This window comes from Leifsonia sp. KNZ13-11D (assembly GCF_056754895.1).
The window spans coordinates 1231961-1248923 of the sequence record NZ_JBPGWU010000001.1; the positions used below are offsets into that span (position 1 = coordinate 1231961).

Here is a 16963-nt window from a genome sequence, read left to right on the forward strand (position 1 = left end):
GCGGGCGTCGGCTGTCTGACAGAATCGTCGGATGGACAACGACGCCCGCTCCGCACGTCCGGTGGTGTTCGTGACCGGGGCCAGCCGCCCCGGGTCGATCGGCGCCGCCATCGCCCGCACGCAGGCGTCCCTCGGCTGGGATGTCTCATTCGCGTTCTGGGACGACTACGACGCGGAGATGCCGTGGGGAGCGGGCGAGCGCGCACACGACGCGCTGGCGGACGAGCTGCGCGCTCTGGGGGCGCGAGCGCTGCCCGTCGCGGTCGACCTGTCGCACCCGGAGGCCGCGGCTCGCGCCGTGGAGCGGGTCCGGTCCGGGCTCGGGCCGATCCAGGCCCTGGTCGCCAGCCACGCGCACTCGGTCGACAGCGGCGTGCTCGACACCAGCGTCGGGGCGTTCGACCAGCACTTCGCCGTGAACACCCGCGGCACCTGGCTGCTCATCAAGGCGTTCGCCGAGCAGTTCCCGTCCAGAGCATCGGGTCTCGGCCGCATCGTCGCGCTGACCAGCGACCACACCGCCCACAACCTCCCGTACGGCGCCAGCAAGGGCGCGCTCGATCGGATCGTTCAGGCCGCCGCCGTGGAGCTCGCGCACCTCGGCATCACGGCGAACCTGATCAATCCCGGCCCGATCGACACCGGCTGGATGACGCCCGAGCTCGCCGAGCAGCTGAAGTCGGAGACCGCCCTCGGCCGCCTCGGCACACCCTCCGACACCGCCGACATTGTCGCGTTCCTCCTGTCGCCCGCCGGCGGCTGGATCACCGGCCAGCTCCTCCATTCCAACGGCGGCTTCCACCTCCCCGTCTAGCCCCCACCGTCGAGTACACGAAAAGTGCACGCGAAACGCCGACCGAGCGTGCACTTTTCGTGTACTCGACGGAGGGGGAGTGGGCTCAGGGGGACGTGAGGACCTTGCGGATGCGGGGGAGGGAGACGGTCTCGGCGGTGCCGAGGGACTGGGCGAAGAGGGAGACGCGGAACTCCTCGAGCATCCAGCGGGCGTGCACGAGCGACGGTGGCGAACCGGGCGCCAGAGGGATGCGGCCGCCGGCGTCGGCGTACAGGGCGACCGCGGTCTCCACCTGGGTCTGCCAGGCGCGGTCGCGGCCCGGGTTCGTCGGGAGGGCCTGCATCCGCTGGGTGATTCCGGCGAGGTAGCGCGGGAGGTGCCGCAGCTGCTCCAGGCCGGTCGCGGAGACGAAGCCGGACCCTTTCGAATCAGCCCAGACCAGCCCGGCCAGCTGCCCCTTCGCGTCGTTGAGCGCCGGGAGGTAGGTCAGTGCTGTCACGCTCGAGATCGCCTTCTCGGCGGCCCGGGCGGCGGTGAGGATGCGTGTGACCAGCGCGACCGTTTCGAACATGGAGTCCATCACGATGCCGGACACGCGGTCGCGCACCGCCTCGAACTCGGCGCGCATGAACAGCTGGCCGTCGGGCTTCATCCGGTAGAGCACCGAGTCGACCACGGCCAGCAGGCAGTCGTCGAACAGGGCCTTGGTGTTCGGGTACGGGCTGGTCGCGAGCGTCAGCTTCTCGTTGGAGGTGAGGTGCTGCTGCACGTAGGCGACCGGCGAGGGGACGCTGGCGAGCAGCAGCCGCCGGACGCCTCCCGGCATGGCGCGCGCCTGCTCGGCCGGGGTGCCCATCAGGCGGATGGACACCGAGGCGCCGTCGTCGACGAGTGCCGGGTAGGCGCGGATGACGTTCTTCGTGCCGCCCGGCCCGGTGTGGGTCGAGTCGACGTAGCGCGGGAGTTCGTCGAAGTCCCAGGCGGTGAGGCCGGAGCGCTCGATGGCGTTCGGCGTCCGAGCCTCCGCGACCGCGGCGACCGAGTCGCGCGCCCGGGTGCGCAGCCGGTCCTGCAGCGCGGTCAGGTCCTTGCCACTCGCGAGCGGGCGGCCGCGCTCGCCGATCACCTGGAACGTCGGCCGGAGGTGCGGCGGCAGCCGGTCGAGGTCGAAGTCCGTGCCGCTGACGCGCGATCCGGTCAGCCGCGAGATCGTGGCGGCGAGGGTGTCGGCGAGGGAGGCGGCGGGCCGCTCGCCCTCGTGCGCGCGCATCCCCGCGGTGCCGCTCAGTTCGCCGAGCAAGCGCTGCGCCCAGTCGGCGGCCGGCACCACCTGGCGGCGGATCGCCTTCGGCAGCGACTTGATGAGAGCCGTGACCAGCTCGTGCCGGAGGCCGGGCACCTGCCAGTCGAATCCGTCCGGCAGCAGGCCGGCGAGCAACGGCAGCGGCACCTGGACGGTCACGCCGTCGTCCTCGGCGCCCGGCTCGAACCGGTACCGCAGGGTGAGCCGCTGGTCGCCCTGCCGCCACACCGGCGGGAACGCCTCCTCGTCCACCTCGGCGGCTTCGTCGTCGAGCAGCGCCTCCGGGGTCATCGTCAACAGGTCCGGCGTCTCCTGCCGCACCTTCTTCCACCAGCCCTCGAAGGAGCGGGTGGAGACGACATCCGCCGGGATGCGGGCGTCGTAGAACTCGAACACCGCTTCGTCGTCGTTCAGGATGTCGCGCCGCCGGGTGCGCTCCTCCAGTTCGCGCAGCTCGGCGCGCAGCTTGCGATTGGCGCGGTCGAAGGCCTGGTGCGAGTCCCACTCGCCGTCGACGAGGGCGTGCCGGATGAACAGCTCGCGGGAGAGCGGCGCATCGATCCGGGCGTACTGCACCCGGCGGCGCGGGATGATCGGCACGCCGAACAGGGTGACGCGCTCATAGGCGACGACCGCGCCCTGGTTCTTCTCCCAGTGCGGCTCGCTGTACTGCCGCTTGCACAGGTCGCCCGCGATCGGCTCGGCCCAGGCGGGGTCGATGGATGCGTTCATCCGGGCGAACAGGCGGGAGGTCTCGACGAGTTCGGCGCTCATCAGCGCGTTCGGCTGCTTCTTGGCGAGCGTCGAGCCGGGGAAGATCACGAACCGGGTCTGCCGGGCGCCGAGGTACTCCGCCTGCCGGGGGCCGCGCGCGCCGCCGCCCTTTCCGCCCGAACCCGACTCGCGCACATCCTTCAGCCCGATGTGCGAGAGCAGCCCGGCGAGCAGCGAGCGGTGGATGCCGTCCGGATTGACGGACGGCTCGCCGATCGTCAGCCCGAGCGGCTTGGCGAGCTGGCGGAGCTGGCGGTAGACGTCCTGCCACTCGCGCACGCGCAGGAAATTGAGGTACTCGGCCTTGCAGAGTCGGCGGAAGGCGCTGGACGAGAGTTCGCGCTGCTGCTCCTCCAGGTAGTTCCAAAGGTTGAGCAGGGTGAGGAAGTCGCTGGTCGGGTCGGCGAAGCGCGCGTGCTTCTCGTCGGCGCTGCCGCGCTTCTCGACGGGACGCTCGCGCGGGTCCTGGATGGTGAGCCCGGCGACGATGGCCATCACCTCGCGCGAGGTGCCGTGGCGCTTGGACTCGACCACCATGCGGGCGAATCGCGGGTCGATCGGGAGCTGCGCGAGCTGGCGGCCGATGGCCGTGAGCTTCGTGCCGTCCTTCGCGGTCGTGATGGCGCCGAGTTCGGTGAGGAGGTCGAGGCCGTCCTTGATGCCGCGGGAGTCGGGCGGCGTGAGGAACGGGAACGCCGCGATGTCGCCGAGGCCGAGCGAGATCATCTGCAGGATGACCGCGGCGAGGTTGGTGCGCAGGATCTCCGGTTCGGTGAACTCCGGGCGCTTCTCGAAGTCCTCCTCCGAGTACAGGCGGATGGCGATGCCGTCGCTCGTGCGGCCGGACCGGCCTGACCGCTGGTTGGCGCTCGCCTGCGAGATGGCCTCGATGGGGAGCCGCTGCACTTTGGCGCGCGTGCTGTACCGGCTGATGCGGGCCGTTCCCGCATCCACCACGTACTTGATCCCGGGAACGGTGAGGCTCGTCTCGGCGACGTTCGTGGCCAGCACCACGCGGCGGCGCACGCCGGGCTGCGTGGACGGCTGGAAGACGCGGTGCTGCTCGGCGGCGGAGAGCCGGCCGTAGAGCGGGAGCACCTCGGTGCCGGCCAGATTGCGGCCGCGGATCGCGTCGGCCGCATCCCGGATCTCGTTCTCGCCGGAGAGGAAGACCAGCACGTCCCCGCGGTCCTCGCGGGCGAGCTCGTCGAGCGCGTCGTTGATGCCCTGCAGGTAGTCGCGGTCGGCGGCGGGGATGGGGTCAGGATCGTCATCGTCCTCCTCCATCGCCTCGGAGACGAGCGGACGGTAGCGGATCTCGACCGGGTACGTGCGCCCGGATACCTCGACCACGGGTGCGGGCGTCCCGTCGGCGGCGGCGAAATGCCGGGCGAAGCTCTCCGGATCGATGGTCGCCGAGGTGATGATCAGCTTGAGGTCGGGCCGCTGGGGGAGCAGCTGCTTGAGGTAGCCGAGCAGGAAGTCGATGTTGAGGCTGCGCTCGTGCGCTTCGTCGATGATGATCGTGTCGTAGGCGCGCAGCAGCCGGTCGCGGCGTAGCTCGTTGAGCAGGATGCCGTCGGTCATCAGCTTGATCCGGGTCGCCTTCGACACGCGGTCGGTGAACCGCACCTGGTAGCCGACCAGCTCGCCGACGGACTGGCCGAGCTCCTCGGCGATCCGCTCGGCGATCGTGCGCGCGGCGATCCGGCGCGGCTGGGTGTGCCCGATGCTGGTCCGGCCCAGCTCGAGGGCGATCTTCGGGAGCTGCGTGGTCTTGCCCGAACCGGTCGCACCCGCGACGATGACGACCTGGTTGTCACGGATGGCGCGCGCGATATCCTCCCGCCTCTGGCTGACGGGCAGCTCGGGCGGGAAGACGATGCGGGGGAGGGTCGCGGTCGAAGACATCAGCCCTCCAGTCTAGTCGCGCGGCGGCCCCGGGGGCGGGGCGTTGCCCCGCGGCCCCGGGTGACGTAGGTTCGGCTCAACCCGATCGGGTCCTGTGTCGATGAGGACGAGGAGAACCCATGAGTCACGGCTATGCGACCATGTCCGTCGCGAGCATCCTGGCGGAGACGGCGCACCGGCTGCCGGACAGCGTCGCGCTGATCTTCGCCGGCGAGGAGATCCGGTACCGCGAACTGTGGGAGCAGACCCGCGCCTACGCGGGCGCCTTGCGCGACCTCGGCGTCGGGCCGGGCGACAAGGTCGCCCTGATGCTGCCCAACGTGCCTGATTTCCCCAGGTCGTACTACGCGGTGCTGGCCCTCGGCGCGGTCGTGGTGCCGATCCACGCGCTGCTGAAGGCGGAGGAGATCTCCTTCGTGCTGCGCGACTCCGGCGCCTCGCTGCTCATCTGCGCCGCGCCGCTGCTCGCCGAAGGCGCCCGCGGCGCGGGGCTCGCGGGCATCCCGACCATCTCGGTGCTCGTGCCCGACGAGATGTACGAGCAGGCGCCGTTCCCGCGGCTGGAGGAGCTGGCCGAGGAGACCGAGCCGATCGACACGTACGTGCCGCGCGAGCCGCTCGACACGGCCACGATCCTCTACACGAGCGGCACGACCGGCAAGCCGAAGGGCGCCGAGGGATGCCATTTCTCGCTCATCGAGCAGGTGAACGTGCTGCTCGCCGGCACCCTCGACCTCACGCCGGAGGACCGCATCCTGGGCTGCCTGCCGCTGTTCCACACCTTCGGTCAGACGTGCGTGATGAACATGGGCTTCCGCGCAGGCGCCGCGGTCGTCCTCGTGCCGAAGTTCGACGGGGCCACGGCGCTGCAGCTGTTGAACCGGCACGCGTGCACGATCATGACGGGCGTCCCGACGATGTACATCGCACTGCTGGAGGCGGCCAAGACCGACCCGGACCGGCCCCCGCTGCGGTACGGCATGAGCGGCGGCGCCGCCATCCCGGTCGCCGTGATCGAGCGGATGAAGGAGGTCTATGGGATCGACGTGCACGAGGGGTACGGGCTCACCGAGACCTCGCCGGTCGCCTCGTTCAACCACCGCGGCCGCCCGACGCGCGTCGGCACCGTCGGCACGCCGATCTGGGGCGTGGATGTGGAGATCGCCGACGCCGAGGTCGACGACCGCATCGAGCTGCTGCCGCGGGGTGAGCTCGGCGAGATCGTGGTGCGCGGTCACAACCTGATGAAGGGGTACCTGAACCTTCCGGAGGCGAACGCCGAGGCGGTCGTCGACGGCTGGTTCCGTACGGGCGACCTGGGCACCAAGAGCGACGACGACTACATCACGATCGTGGACCGGAAGAAGGACATGATCGTGCGCAACGGCTACAACGTGTACCCGCGCGAGGTGGAGGAGGTGCTGTCCACGCATCCCGCTGTCGCCATGGTGGCCGTATTCGGTGTCGCCCACGAGACGCACGGGCAGGAGATCGTGGCGGCGGTGACGCTCATGCCCGGAGGCGAGGCCGATCCGGACGAGCTGGTCGCCTTCGCGCAGGACAAGGTCGCCGCCTACAAGTACCCTCGCCGGGTCGAGATCCTCGAGGTGCTGCCGCTCGGACCGAGCGGGAAGGTGCTGAAGCGGGAGCTGGTGGAGCGGTTCGAACAGGAGGGTGCGCACCCGGTCGGCTGAGTCTGCGCGGGCTGGTACCGTGGCGGATATGGTTGCACACGCAAATACTCCGCTTCTGGCCCTGAACAACGGGACCAGCATCCCGCAGCTCGGCTTCGGCGTCTTCAAGGTCGACCCGGCCGAGACGACCCGGATCGTCACGGACGCCCTCGAGATCGGCTACCGCCACATCGACACCGCCGCCATCTACGGCAACGAGGAGGGCGTCGGTCAGGCCATCGCGTCGTCCGGCATCCCGCGCGACGAGCTGTTCGTCACCACCAAGCTGTGGAACGACCGCCAGACGGACGCCAAGAACGCCTTCGAGGAGTCGCTCGGCAAGCTGGGCCTCGACTACGTGGACCTGTACCTCATCCACTGGCCCACCCCGCAGAAGGACACCTTCGTGCAGGCGTGGAAGTCGCTGGAGAAGATCTACGCATCGGGCCGCGCCAAGGCGATCGGCGTCTCCAACTTCCTGGTCCCGCACCTGCGGAAGCTGCTCGCCGAGACGGACATCGTGCCGGCGGTCAACCAGATCGAGCTGCACCCGGCCCACCAGCAGCCCGAGGTGACCGCGTTCTCGCGCGAGAACGGCATCGAGATCGAGGCGTGGGGACCGCTCGGCCAGGGCAAGTACCCGTTGTTCGAGACCCCGGAGGTCGCTTCCGCCGCCGAGGCGCACGGCAAGACGCCTGCGCAGGTCGTCATCCGCTGGCACCTGCAGACCGGGAACATCGTGTTCCCCAAGTCGAACTCGCGCAGCCGCATGGCCGAGAACTTCGACGTGTTCGGTTTCGAGCTGACCGCCGACGAGGTCGCCGCCATCAGCTCGCTGGAGCGCGAGGGCCGCGTCAGCGCCCACCCGGACGAGGTCAACTGACCGCGATCCGACCGGGCGGTCCCGGGGATGCGCGGCGCGGACGCGGTGTCGCATCCTCGGGCTAGGCTCGAAGGGTGAGGATCACGTCGGTCGCGGGGAAGATCAGCTACATCGTCGGCGCTTTCGCGCTCATCCTCATCATCAACGTGTTCGTCATCGCTCGGCTGGTCAATCCCACGTTCGACGTGCTGATCGTCGCCGTGCTCAACGTCGCGTACGTCATCGTGGGCGTCCGCAGCTTCCGCGGCGCCGGAGAGAACAAGACCGACCCGCGCCCGTGGTGGCGAGCGACGGCCCGGCCCGCCGCCGGCTTCTGGATCGGCGCGCTGCTCGTCGTGCTGGCCTTCATCTCCGGTGTGGGAGCGTTCGCGAGCGATGCGGAGGATGCGTTCATCCCGGCGCTCGCCTGCCTGACGTACGCGGTGCTGGGCGCCTTCTACCTGAACTCGTCGGTTCGGCTGCAGGGGATGGACACCCCCAGCTGACCGGGGCTTCCGTTCGCGTGCCGCGGTCGTAGGGTGAGCCCATGGCCAACCGACTGGGCGACGCGATCAGCCCCTACCTGCGCGCGCACGCGGACAACCCGGTGGACTGGTTCCCCTGGGGCGCCGAGGCGTTCGGGGAGGCCAGGAGGCGGGACGCCCCCGTCATGATCTCGATCGGCTATGCGACCTGCCACTGGTGCCACGTCATGGCGCGGGAGAGCTTCAACGACCCGGCAACGGCCGAGGAGCTGAACGCGCGCTTCGTGGCGATCAAGGTCGACCGGGAGGAGCATCCCGACGTGGATGCCGCCTACCTGTCGGCCGCCAGCGCCTTCACCGGCAACCTCGGCTGGCCCCTGACGGTGTTCGCGACGCCTGACGGGAAGGCGTTCTTCGCCGGGACCTACTTCCCGCCCCAGCCGGTCGCCGGGCGTGCGTCGTTCCGGCAGGTGCTCGATGCGGTCTGGGACGCCTGGACGGAGCGGCGCGCCCAGGTCGAGTCCGACGCGGGCGCGGTCGTGACGGCGCTCGCCGCGGCGGCGGACGCGGCGACGGCCGTGGCGGACCTCCCCGACGGGCGGCAGCTGGATGCGGCGGTCGCCCAGCTGGCGGAGGCGGAGGACCCGGAGTTCGGCGGCTTCGGCACGGCGCCGAAGTTCCCCGTCGCGCCGGTGGTCGACTTCCTGCTCACGCAGCCGTCCGGCCACGAGCTGGCGGCGCGCACCCTTTCGCGGATGGCGGCCTCGCCGCTGCGCGACCCGGTCGACGGCGGGTTCTTCCGCTACGCCACGCGCCGCGACTGGAGCGAGCCGCACTACGAGCGGATGCTCTACGACAACGCCCTGCTGCTCGACGCCTACGCGCGGGTGTGGCGGCAGACCGGTGAGGACTGGGCGGAGCGGACCGCCGACGGGGTGGGGGCCTTCCTGCTCGGCGTGCTGCGGCGGCCCTCCGGCGGCTTCGCCTCGGCGCAGGACTCGGAGAGCACGATCGACGGAGCCCGTGTGGAGGGCGCGTACTACACCGTGTCCCCCGCCGAACGGGGCCGGCTCGACCCTCCGCCGATCGACGCCAAGGTGCTGACCGGATGGAACGGGTTCGCGATCGGTGCGCTCGCGCGGGCGGGGCGCATCCTGAACCGTCCGGCGTGGGTGGTGGCGGCGCGGGAGGCGGCGGACGCCGTGCTCGGCCGGCACCGCCGGGAGGACGGGACGCTGCTGCGCGCCTCCCTCGACGACCGCCGGAGCGAGGCAGGAGCGACCCTGGAGGACTACGGCGGGCTCGCCGCAGGTCTGCTGGAGCTCGCGCTCGCGGCGGGGGATGCGTCCGCCGCGGGCACCGCCCGGGACCTCGTGGACCTGTGCCTGGATGCCGCCGGCTCGGGAGACTGCCCGTTCGGGACGCCGGGTGGCGGCGACCCGGTGCTGGAGGCGACGGGGCTCGCGGTCAACGTCGACCCGTCCGAAGGCGCGTACCCCTCGGGCCTCGCCTCGCTGGCACAGGCCGCGCACACGCTGTACCTGACGACCGGGGAGCGCCGGTACGAGCGGGCGGCCCGCGAGGGGATGCGGATGGTCGCCGCGCAGGCCGTGCGGGTGCCGAGCGCGTTCGGGACGTCGCTGGCGCTCATGTCGCGGCTGGCGGGGGAGGTGGAGCAGCTGGTGGTCGTGGTGCCGGACGGTCCGGGGGCGGGGGTGCCGGGTGCGAGGGTGCCGGGTGCAGGGCTGCCGGGCGCGGGGGCGCCGGGCGACCTGCTCGCCGCGAGCCGGCGGCATCCCGCGCCGCTCGTCGCCGTGGCCACCGAGGCGCAGGCGCAGCAGCTCGCCGCGGGCGGCTTCGAGCTGTTCGCCGCGCGCACCACGCGCGACGGCCTGCCGACCGCCTACCTGTGCCGCGACTTCGTGTGCCGGCTTCCAGTGACGGACGCGGCCGGGCTCAGCGCCGCACGCGATAGGTGAGGTGAGCGACCTCCGGCGTGACCCGCGAACGAACCAGCTCGAGGTCGAGGGCGGGGACCCGGTCGAAGACCCGCTCGCCGGCGCCCAGGGTCACCGGGGTGACGTGCAGCCGGAGCTCGTCCACGATCCCGGCCCAGAGCGCCTGGTTCAGCGTCTCGGCGCCGCCCGCGATCGCGACGTCGGCGTCGCCCGCCAGCTCGCGGGCCCGCTCCACCGCCGCGTGGATGCCGTCGGTCACGAACGTGAAGGTGGTGCCGCTCAGCTCCAACGGCTCCCGCTCGTAGTGGGTGAGCACGAACACCGGCGCGTGATACGGCGGCTCGTCGCCCCACCAGCCGATCCAGTCGCCCAGCGGCTCGTCCGGCGCGGGCCACTCGTGCCGGATCGGACCGAACATGTTCCGGCCCATGACGTACGCGCCCGCGGCGGTGATGGCGTCGATCTCGGCCGCATGGGCGTCGCCGTACTCGAACATCCACGCGTGCAGCCGGTTCTCGGCGCCCTCGCCCAGCGGCTGCTCCAGCGACTGGTTCGGACCGGCGGCGAAGCCGTCGAGCGAGATGGCGATGTCAGCGGTGACGATACCCATGCGGGCAGCGTAGTCAGGCGCGCTCGACCTTGTCGAGCATCCCCCAGACGGCTTCGCTCAGCTCGGGATGTTCGAGCGCGATGCGGCGGAGGACCGAGTACTCGAAGCGGGTGAACATCTCGCGGCCGGCCGCGGGATGGTGCGCCCGGGACTGCTCCTCGGCGAGGTCGAACGCCTCGATCGCGCCGGCGCGCAGGGAGATGACCACCTGCTCGTCCACGCTCGGGAGCTCGGGGATGAACTGCCACGGGTCCTCGCCCGCGCGGCAGCGGTGCTCGATGATCGCGGACAGCTCGTCGCGCGCCTGCTGGCGCAGCAGCTCGATGCTGCGGGGCACGTGCTCGCTCATCTCGCACCTCCCTTCCCCGGGGTCGTCGACGCTTCAGCGGCCGCCGCGCGGTCGCCGTCGGCCGCGCAGTGGATTCAGCCTAGGCGCTGCCGCCGACGCTCGCGAATCGGGGTGACACGGTGTGTCTACCGGTCACTCCGTCCGTGCGAGGAGGTAGGTATTGAGCTCGGCGGTGAGCGCCGCATCCACCGGGTACTCTCGGCCGTCGAGGTGCGTGACCGGGGCGGCCTGCCGGACGCTGGAGACCAGCCAGATGGCGTCGGCGGACACGACGTCGTCGAGGGTGAGCGGAGCGAACTCGGTGCGGAGGCCGCGGCCCGCGAAGAAGTCGAAGACGGCCGCCTGGGTCGTTCCGGCGAGGATGCCCTGGTCGGTGTTCGGCGTGCGGACGACCCCGTCGGTGAGTGTGACGACGTTCGAGGTGGGGCCCTCGAGGGCGTAGCCGTCGCTGCTGACGAACAGCACGTCGTCGGCGCCGCGGCGCACGGCCTCGCGCTGGGCGGCGCGGTTCACCGCGTACGACAGGGTCTTCGCGCCGGCGAGCAGCCATGGTGAGGTCTCGGCGACGTCGTGCCGGACGCCGCGGTCGAGAGCCACGACCTTGATGCCGAGGCGGGCCTGGCGGAAGTCCTCGCCCAGGTCGACGAAGAGCCAGCCGCTCGGGGCGCCCGCGCCCTCCACACCGCGCGTGTAGATGAGCTTCGCGAACAGTTCGTCCCCGACGGAGCCTGCGCCGTTGCGGGTCAGGTAGTCGGCCACCCCGGCGTGGACGGCCTCGCGCCACACATCGAGCGCGGGCGCGGGCAGGTCGAGCAGCTCTGCGGAGTGCGCGAGACGGGCGAGATGCGGCTCCAGCGCCTGCGGGTGGCCGCCGATGACCGCAATGGTCTCGAATACGCCGTCGCCGCGGGTCACCGCGAGGTCGGTGATGCGCACCTGCGGCGTATCGAAGTCGGCGACGACGTATCCCGGATCACCCGCCTCCGGCGTCCCGGTCGGCGTGGTGATGGTCAGCAGTGTGGCGCGCGTCATGCCCCCATTCTGCCCGCGCGCCTGCTCCGCGTCTCCCCGTCGCGTCTCCCCGTCGCGTCTCGCCGTCGTCCGTCCCCTCCGTCGAGTCCACGAAAAGTGCACGCTCTGGCAGCGTGTGGCGTGCAGAAATCGTGTACCTGATGGTGGGGGCTCGACGGTTGGGGGCTCGACGGTGGGAGGCAGGGGCGTCAGGCGGTGGTGCGGATGCGGAAGGCGTCGTCGGTCTGGGGCGGCAGGTCGGTGACGGTGACGGAGTCGACGGAGGCGCCGGGCGGACCGGTGCGCAACCAGTCCAGCATCCGGTCGACCTTGTCCTGGTCGCCCTGCACCTCCGCCTCCACCGTGCCGTCGAGGCGGTTGCGCGCCCAGCCGGTCACCCCGATGCGCTGCGCGGCCTCCCGCGCGCCCCAGCGGAAGCCGACGCCCTGCACGCCCCCGGTCACGATCGCTCGCCTGCGGATCATGGCCCCATTGTGCCCCCGCGCACGCCCGCGGCGGGCGGGGCCGCGCCGGAGCCGCTCGGCGCCGGCCGCTGCGCGACCGCTGTCGGCGGAACGTCTGCCGGTGCGACTGCTGCGACGCGGAACGTGTGCGGGTGCGCGATGGGGCGCAGTCGTTCCCAGACGGCGCAGTCGTTTCCCAGACGGCGCAGTCGTGACCGGAGCGGCGTCCGCAGGGCGCAGGCGCGCCGCGGCAGCGGCCGCGCATGCGTTTCAATGGAGGGATGACCCACCCCGCCCTCCCGGCCGCCGACCGCCTCCCGGACCTCCGCTCCGACCTGCTCGCGGCGGGGCTGTCCGTCGACGCGCTGACCCGGCTGTGGGGCGAGGAGGCGGCGGAGGCGCTGCACCGGGGCCAGCGCGTCCCGGCCGTGCGGGCGCTGGCCCGGCGCGAGCCGTCCGGCCTCGCGACGTTGGCACGCTTGTTCGTGCTCGGCCTCCCGGTGACCGTCGACGCGGCCGGCGCCGCCCTGCCGGCGCTCGGCGTCGGCGGCGCGGTCGCGCTGGGACTCGTCAGCGCGGATGCGGCGTCCGGCACGATCTCCGCGGCCGTCGACCTCCGTCCGTACGGCTTCGTGGATGCGGCCGGCCCCGCCGAGTGGTGGATCGTCTCCGACCCGGGCGAGCTGGCCCTCGGCCACGCGCTCCCCGAAGACCACGTGCTCGGCGTCGGCGGCGCCTCCCTGACCCTGAGCGGTCTCATGCTGCAGGCGCCGGTCGAGAATGCGCTCGACCTCGGCACCGGATGCGGCATCCAGGCCATGCATGCCGCCCGCCACGCCCGCCGGGTGGTCGCCACCGACATTTCGCCGCGGGCGCTGCGGATCGCCGCGCTCAACCTGGCGCTGAACGAGATCGACGGGGTGGAGCTGCGCCTCGGCAGCATGTTCGAGCCGGTCGCCGGGGAGCGGTTCGACCACATCGTGTCGAACCCGCCCTTCGTCATCACGCCGCGCACCGACGGCGTACCCGCCTACGAGTACCGCGACGGCGGCATGGTCGGCGACGGACTGGTCGCGTCGTTCGTGAGCGGATGCGCCGAGCACCTGACCCCCGGCGGTGTCGCGCAGCTGCTGGGCAACTGGGAGTACCGCGGCACGGGGGACGGGCTGCTGCGGGTCCGCGACTGGGTCGGCGCGTCGCCGCAGCCGCTCGACGCGTGGGTGATCGAGCGCGACGTGGAGGATGCGGCGCGGTACGCCGAGACGTGGATCCGCGACGGCGGAACGCGCCCGGGAACGCCGGAGTTCGAGCGGCTGCTCGCCGCGTGGCTGGACGACTTCGACAGCCGGGACGTGCGATCGGTCGGCTTCGGCTACCTGCTGCTGCGCCGGGCGGAGGGCACGCCGACGCTGCGCCGTTTCGAGCGGTTGCACGGGTCGCTCGGCGCCAACGAGGCCGGTCTCGGCGTCCACTTGGGCGAGGCGCTGGCCGCGCACGACCTGCAGGCGGCGCTCACCGACGATGAGCTGCTGCGGATGCGGCCGGTGGTCGCGGGCGACGTGACCGAGGAGCGCCACCTGTGGCCGGGCGCCGACGCGCCCACCGCGATCCTGCTGCGGCAGGGCGGCGGCTTCGGCCGCGCGGTCGCGGCCGACACGGGGCTGGCGGCCCTGGTCGGCGCGTCCGACGGCGAGCTGAGCGTCGGCGCGATCGTCGCCGCCCTGGCGCAGCTGCTCGAGGTGGATGAGGACGCCCTCCGCGCCGACCTCCTCCCCGCCGTGCGCGGGATGCTGGTCGACGGCTTCCTGCGCGCCTGACGCGCGCGTCCCGCCGGGCCGCCGGCGTCACGCGGCCGTCGAGGGGTCGCAACACGCCGTTTTGGCGCGCGGATAACGGCGTGTTGCGACCCCTGGATGGAGTGGCCGGCCGCGGCTCCCGCCAGCCGCTGCGCACACGCGGGCGGCGGCCGTCAGGGCCGCGGGACCGGCACCAGCGTCACGTCGGCCACCCGGCCGCCGACGAGGTCGACGGTGAGGTACGTGCCGACCGGCTGGCGCCGCCGGTCGGTGGGCGAGCCGGGGTTGAGCAGCCGCAGACCGCGCGGCGTCACCGTGTCCCAGGGGATGTGCGAGTGCCCGAACACGAGGACGTCCGTCTCCGGGAAGTCCCGGTCGCACCGCGCCTCCCGTCCCGTCGCCGGGCCCGTCTCGTGCACGACCGCGACGCGGACGCCGTCCAGCGACACATGCGCCACCTCCGGCAGCCGCCGCCGCAGCTCCGGCCCGTCGTTGTTGCCGTAGACGCCGACCAGCCGTCTCGACCGCTGCTCCAGGAGGTCGAGCGTCGCCGCATCCACCCAGTCGCCGGCGTGCACCACGACGTCGGCCGCATCCACCGCCGCCAGCACAGCGTCGGGCAGCGAGCGGGCGCGCTTCGGGATGTGCGTGTCGGAGATCAGGAGGAGCTTCACGAACGCACAGAGTAGGCGAATCGCGGATGCGGGGCTAGGTTCGCGCTATGCAGCTACGGAATCTCGGAAACAGCGGAACGATCGTGTCGGAGTTCGCCCTCGGCACCATGACCTTCGGCGCGGAGGCCGACGAGCGGACCTCCCACGCCATCCTGGAGCGCTACCTGGACGCCGGGGGCAACTTCCTCGACACGGCCGACGTCTACACGGCCGGTGCGTCGGAGTCGATCATCGGACGCTGGCTGTCCCGCAACCCCGGCCGCCGCGACGGCGTGGTGATCGCGACGAAGGGCCGCTTCCCGATGGGCGGAGGACCGAACGACCTCGGCCTCTCGCGGGCCCACCTGCGGACCGCACTGGACGCGTCCCTCCGGCGCCTCGGCGTCGAGCACATCGACCTCTACCAGATGCACGCGTGGGATGCGCTCACGCCGATCGAGGAGACCCTGCGGTTCCTCGACGACGCGATCAGCGCGGGCAAGATCTCGTACTACGGCTTCTCGAACTACCTGGGCTGGCAGCTCACCAAGGCCGTGCACGTGGCCCGCGCCCACGGCTGGGCGCCTCCGGTGACGCTGCAGCCGCAGTACAGCCTCATCGTGCGCGGGATCGAGCACGAGGTGGTTCCGGCGGCCCTGGATGCGGGCATCGGACTGCTGCCCTGGTCGCCGCTCGCTGGTGGCTGGCTGAGCGGCAAGTACCGCCGGGATGAGCCGCCGACGGGCGCGACCCGCCTGGGCGAGAACCCGACCCGCGGGATGGAGGCGTGGGAGGCGCGTAACGCCGACCCGCGCACCTGGGAGATCATCGACGCCGTCGACGCGGTCGCACGGGAGACCGGCGCCTCCGCGTCTCAGGTCTCGCTGGCGTGGCTGAGCGGCCGCCCCGCGGTGACGTCCGTCATCCTGGGCGCTCGCACGGTCGAGCAGCTCGAAGACAACCTGGGAGCCGCCGACGTCCACCTGTCGGAGGAGCAGCGCGCCCGGCTCGACGACGCGAGCACGCCGCGGACCGACGTCTACCCGTACGGCGAGCAGGCGGTGCAGCAGCGGCACCGCAAGCGGGAGGGCGGCCGGTAGAGCGCCGCGACGGCGCAGCTGCGAGGCTCTCACAACGAGGGCGGCCCGGCCCGAAGGGATAGATACCTTCGGGCCAGGGCCAGGGCCAGGGCCAGGGCCAGGGCCAGGGCCACGGCCAGCGGACGGGCCGATCACCCGGGGACCAGGGTCACCTTCCCGTCGCCGGTGTCGTCCGCTGTTGCGGCGGTAGCCACACCCAGTGCCACCGCGACAACGATTGACATGCTGAGCAGGACGATCGCAGTGGTGAGTATCCCCACCGAACGGGGCCGTTGGCGGGCCAATCGCACCGAGGCCCAGACCAAGAGGACAACCGCGCCGATGAGAGCCGGCCACACGATCGGGGCGAGAACGCTCACTCCTACTGAAGCGACCAGCAGCCACCGGTTGGCTACGGCGGGGTGGGTTCGGGCCATCGCAGGGGTGGTCATGGCTAGATGTTCTTCAGGCTCGCGCTGATAAGCCTGGTGCCCGTGTACACGAGCTGCTGCTGCTTGTTGGTGCTGAAGAAAGACCCCTTGAAAGCAAGCGACATGTTGTACTTGACCGTGCATGCGCCCTGACCGCCGGAGACGTAGTTGCTTTGGCTGGTGCTGATGTTCCAGACTCCGGCTGCTCCGGTGAACCATCCCGTGCATTCCAGGTTCCGGGTGACGTTCGTCGACGTGGCCTCGAACACGTAGCGCAGGTTGAATGTGCCCGTCGTGATCCCGAACAGGCTTGCGTTCACCGGGTAGGTCGCCGTGTACCGAGGCGCAGCCGCGGCCGCCTGAATGTGGAGCCTGCTGGCGGCATTCCGTGCAGAGCCTAGTTTGGTGGTGGCGACGTTGAGATGCGCCGCAGTCGTGATGGAGCTGGCGATGTTGCGCGCCAGCGCCGGCTGAGCAGTGGTTCCCGTTCCAGACGTCAGCGTTGGTGCACCGGCGTCGAACTCCATCACGGACAACGGATTCTCCTCGATTGCGTCCGCGACCCGCTCCTGCTCGGCTGGTGGCAGGTCATCGAACCGCTCGCTCAACGCGGCATCGGTCTTGGCGTCGACTTTCAGGGTGTCCACGAATTCATCGAACACGGCCTCAGCTGAGCCGGGTGCCTCGTCCGCATGAGCCGCGGTGATGCCGGTCCCGAGGATCAGGCCCAGCGCAATGCCGCTTGCCGACGCCACCTTCGTCAGTCGGTTCATCTGAATCTTCCATTTCGTTCGTCTTCGAACGCGCG

14 protein-coding genes are annotated in these 16963 nt (G+C 71.6%); 7 read left to right on the top strand and 7 right to left on the bottom strand.

The features are described 5' to 3' along the window. Positions 1-31: 31 nt before the first annotated feature. On the top strand, positions 32-814 hold the full coding sequence (locus tag ACR9Y5_RS06265) for an SDR family oxidoreductase (RefSeq protein ID WP_481297151.1): 783 nt from the start codon (positions 32-34) through the stop codon (positions 812-814). A gap of 85 nt (positions 815-899) precedes the next feature. Here ACR9Y5_RS06265 and hrpA read toward each other — a convergent pair whose 3' ends face one another. Next, on the bottom strand, positions 900-4784 hold the full coding sequence (gene hrpA / locus ACR9Y5_RS06270) for an ATP-dependent RNA helicase HrpA (protein ID WP_481297152.1): 3885 nt from the start codon (positions 4782-4784) through the stop codon (positions 900-902). Between the two features lie 119 nt (positions 4785-4903). Here hrpA and ACR9Y5_RS06275 point away from each other — a divergent pair, with 119 nt between their 5' ends. From ACR9Y5_RS06275 to ACR9Y5_RS06290, 4 genes are all read left to right on the top strand, one after another. Continuing rightward, positions 4904-6478 carry a long-chain-fatty-acid--CoA ligase gene (locus ACR9Y5_RS06275; RefSeq protein ID WP_481297153.1) on the top strand — a complete coding sequence of 525 codons (1575 nt, stop codon included), beginning with the start codon at positions 4904-4906 and terminating at the stop codon, positions 6476-6478. 28 nt (positions 6479-6506) lie between these two features. Beyond that, positions 6507-7340 carry an aldo/keto reductase gene (locus ACR9Y5_RS06280; protein ID WP_481297154.1) on the top strand — a complete coding sequence of 278 codons (834 nt, stop codon included), beginning with the start codon at positions 6507-6509 and terminating at the stop codon, positions 7338-7340. 74 nt (positions 7341-7414) lie between these two features. After that, the gene (locus ACR9Y5_RS06285; protein ID WP_481297155.1) at positions 7415-7825 is read left to right on the top strand and encodes a hypothetical protein; all 411 of its coding nucleotides are present in this window, start codon (positions 7415-7417) and stop codon (positions 7823-7825) included. 41 nt (positions 7826-7866) lie between these two features. Next, positions 7867-9783: a thioredoxin domain-containing protein gene (locus ACR9Y5_RS06290; RefSeq protein WP_481297156.1), complete on the top strand. Its 1917-nt coding sequence runs from the start codon at positions 7867-7869 to the stop codon at positions 9781-9783. On the opposite strand, the gene ACR9Y5_RS06295 is transcribed toward ACR9Y5_RS06290, so the two are convergent. From ACR9Y5_RS06295 to ACR9Y5_RS06310, 4 genes are all read right to left on the bottom strand, one after another. Then, positions 9761-10372 carry a dihydrofolate reductase family protein gene (locus ACR9Y5_RS06295; RefSeq protein ID WP_481297157.1) on the bottom strand — a complete coding sequence of 204 codons (612 nt, stop codon included), beginning with the start codon at positions 10370-10372 and terminating at the stop codon, positions 9761-9763. The genes ACR9Y5_RS06290 and ACR9Y5_RS06295 overlap by 23 nt on opposite strands. A gap of 13 nt (positions 10373-10385) precedes the next feature. Next, positions 10386-10721 (bottom strand): hypothetical protein, encoded by a 336-nt coding sequence (locus ACR9Y5_RS06300; RefSeq protein WP_481297158.1) that lies wholly within the window; start codon positions 10719-10721, stop codon positions 10386-10388. Between the two features lie 132 nt (positions 10722-10853). Continuing rightward, positions 10854-11753 carry an aminodeoxychorismate lyase gene (locus ACR9Y5_RS06305; RefSeq protein ID WP_481297159.1) on the bottom strand — a complete coding sequence of 300 codons (900 nt, stop codon included), beginning with the start codon at positions 11751-11753 and terminating at the stop codon, positions 10854-10856. Between the two features lie 188 nt (positions 11754-11941). Continuing rightward, positions 11942-12217 carry an acylphosphatase gene (locus ACR9Y5_RS06310; protein WP_481297160.1) on the bottom strand — a complete coding sequence of 92 codons (276 nt, stop codon included), beginning with the start codon at positions 12215-12217 and terminating at the stop codon, positions 11942-11944. A gap of 260 nt (positions 12218-12477) precedes the next feature. Between ACR9Y5_RS06310 and ACR9Y5_RS06315 the strand changes: the two genes are divergently transcribed. Next, positions 12478-14013 (top strand): DUF7059 domain-containing protein, encoded by a 1536-nt coding sequence (locus ACR9Y5_RS06315; protein WP_481297161.1) that lies wholly within the window; start codon positions 12478-12480, stop codon positions 14011-14013. A 152-nt stretch (positions 14014-14165) separates the two neighbouring features. On the opposite strand, the gene ACR9Y5_RS06320 is transcribed toward ACR9Y5_RS06315, so the two are convergent. Next, positions 14166-14666 carry a metallophosphoesterase family protein gene (locus ACR9Y5_RS06320; RefSeq protein ID WP_481297162.1) on the bottom strand — a complete coding sequence of 167 codons (501 nt, stop codon included), beginning with the start codon at positions 14664-14666 and terminating at the stop codon, positions 14166-14168. A gap of 47 nt (positions 14667-14713) precedes the next feature. Between ACR9Y5_RS06320 and ACR9Y5_RS06325 the strand changes: the two genes are divergently transcribed. Continuing rightward, positions 14714-15745 carry an aldo/keto reductase gene (locus ACR9Y5_RS06325; RefSeq protein WP_481297163.1) on the top strand — a complete coding sequence of 344 codons (1032 nt, stop codon included), beginning with the start codon at positions 14714-14716 and terminating at the stop codon, positions 15743-15745. A 433-nt stretch (positions 15746-16178) separates the two neighbouring features. On the opposite strand, the gene ACR9Y5_RS06330 is transcribed toward ACR9Y5_RS06325, so the two are convergent. Next, positions 16179-16928: a hypothetical protein gene (locus ACR9Y5_RS06330; RefSeq protein WP_481297164.1), complete on the bottom strand. Its 750-nt coding sequence runs from the start codon at positions 16926-16928 to the stop codon at positions 16179-16181. Between the last annotated feature and the right edge of the window lie 35 nt (positions 16929-16963).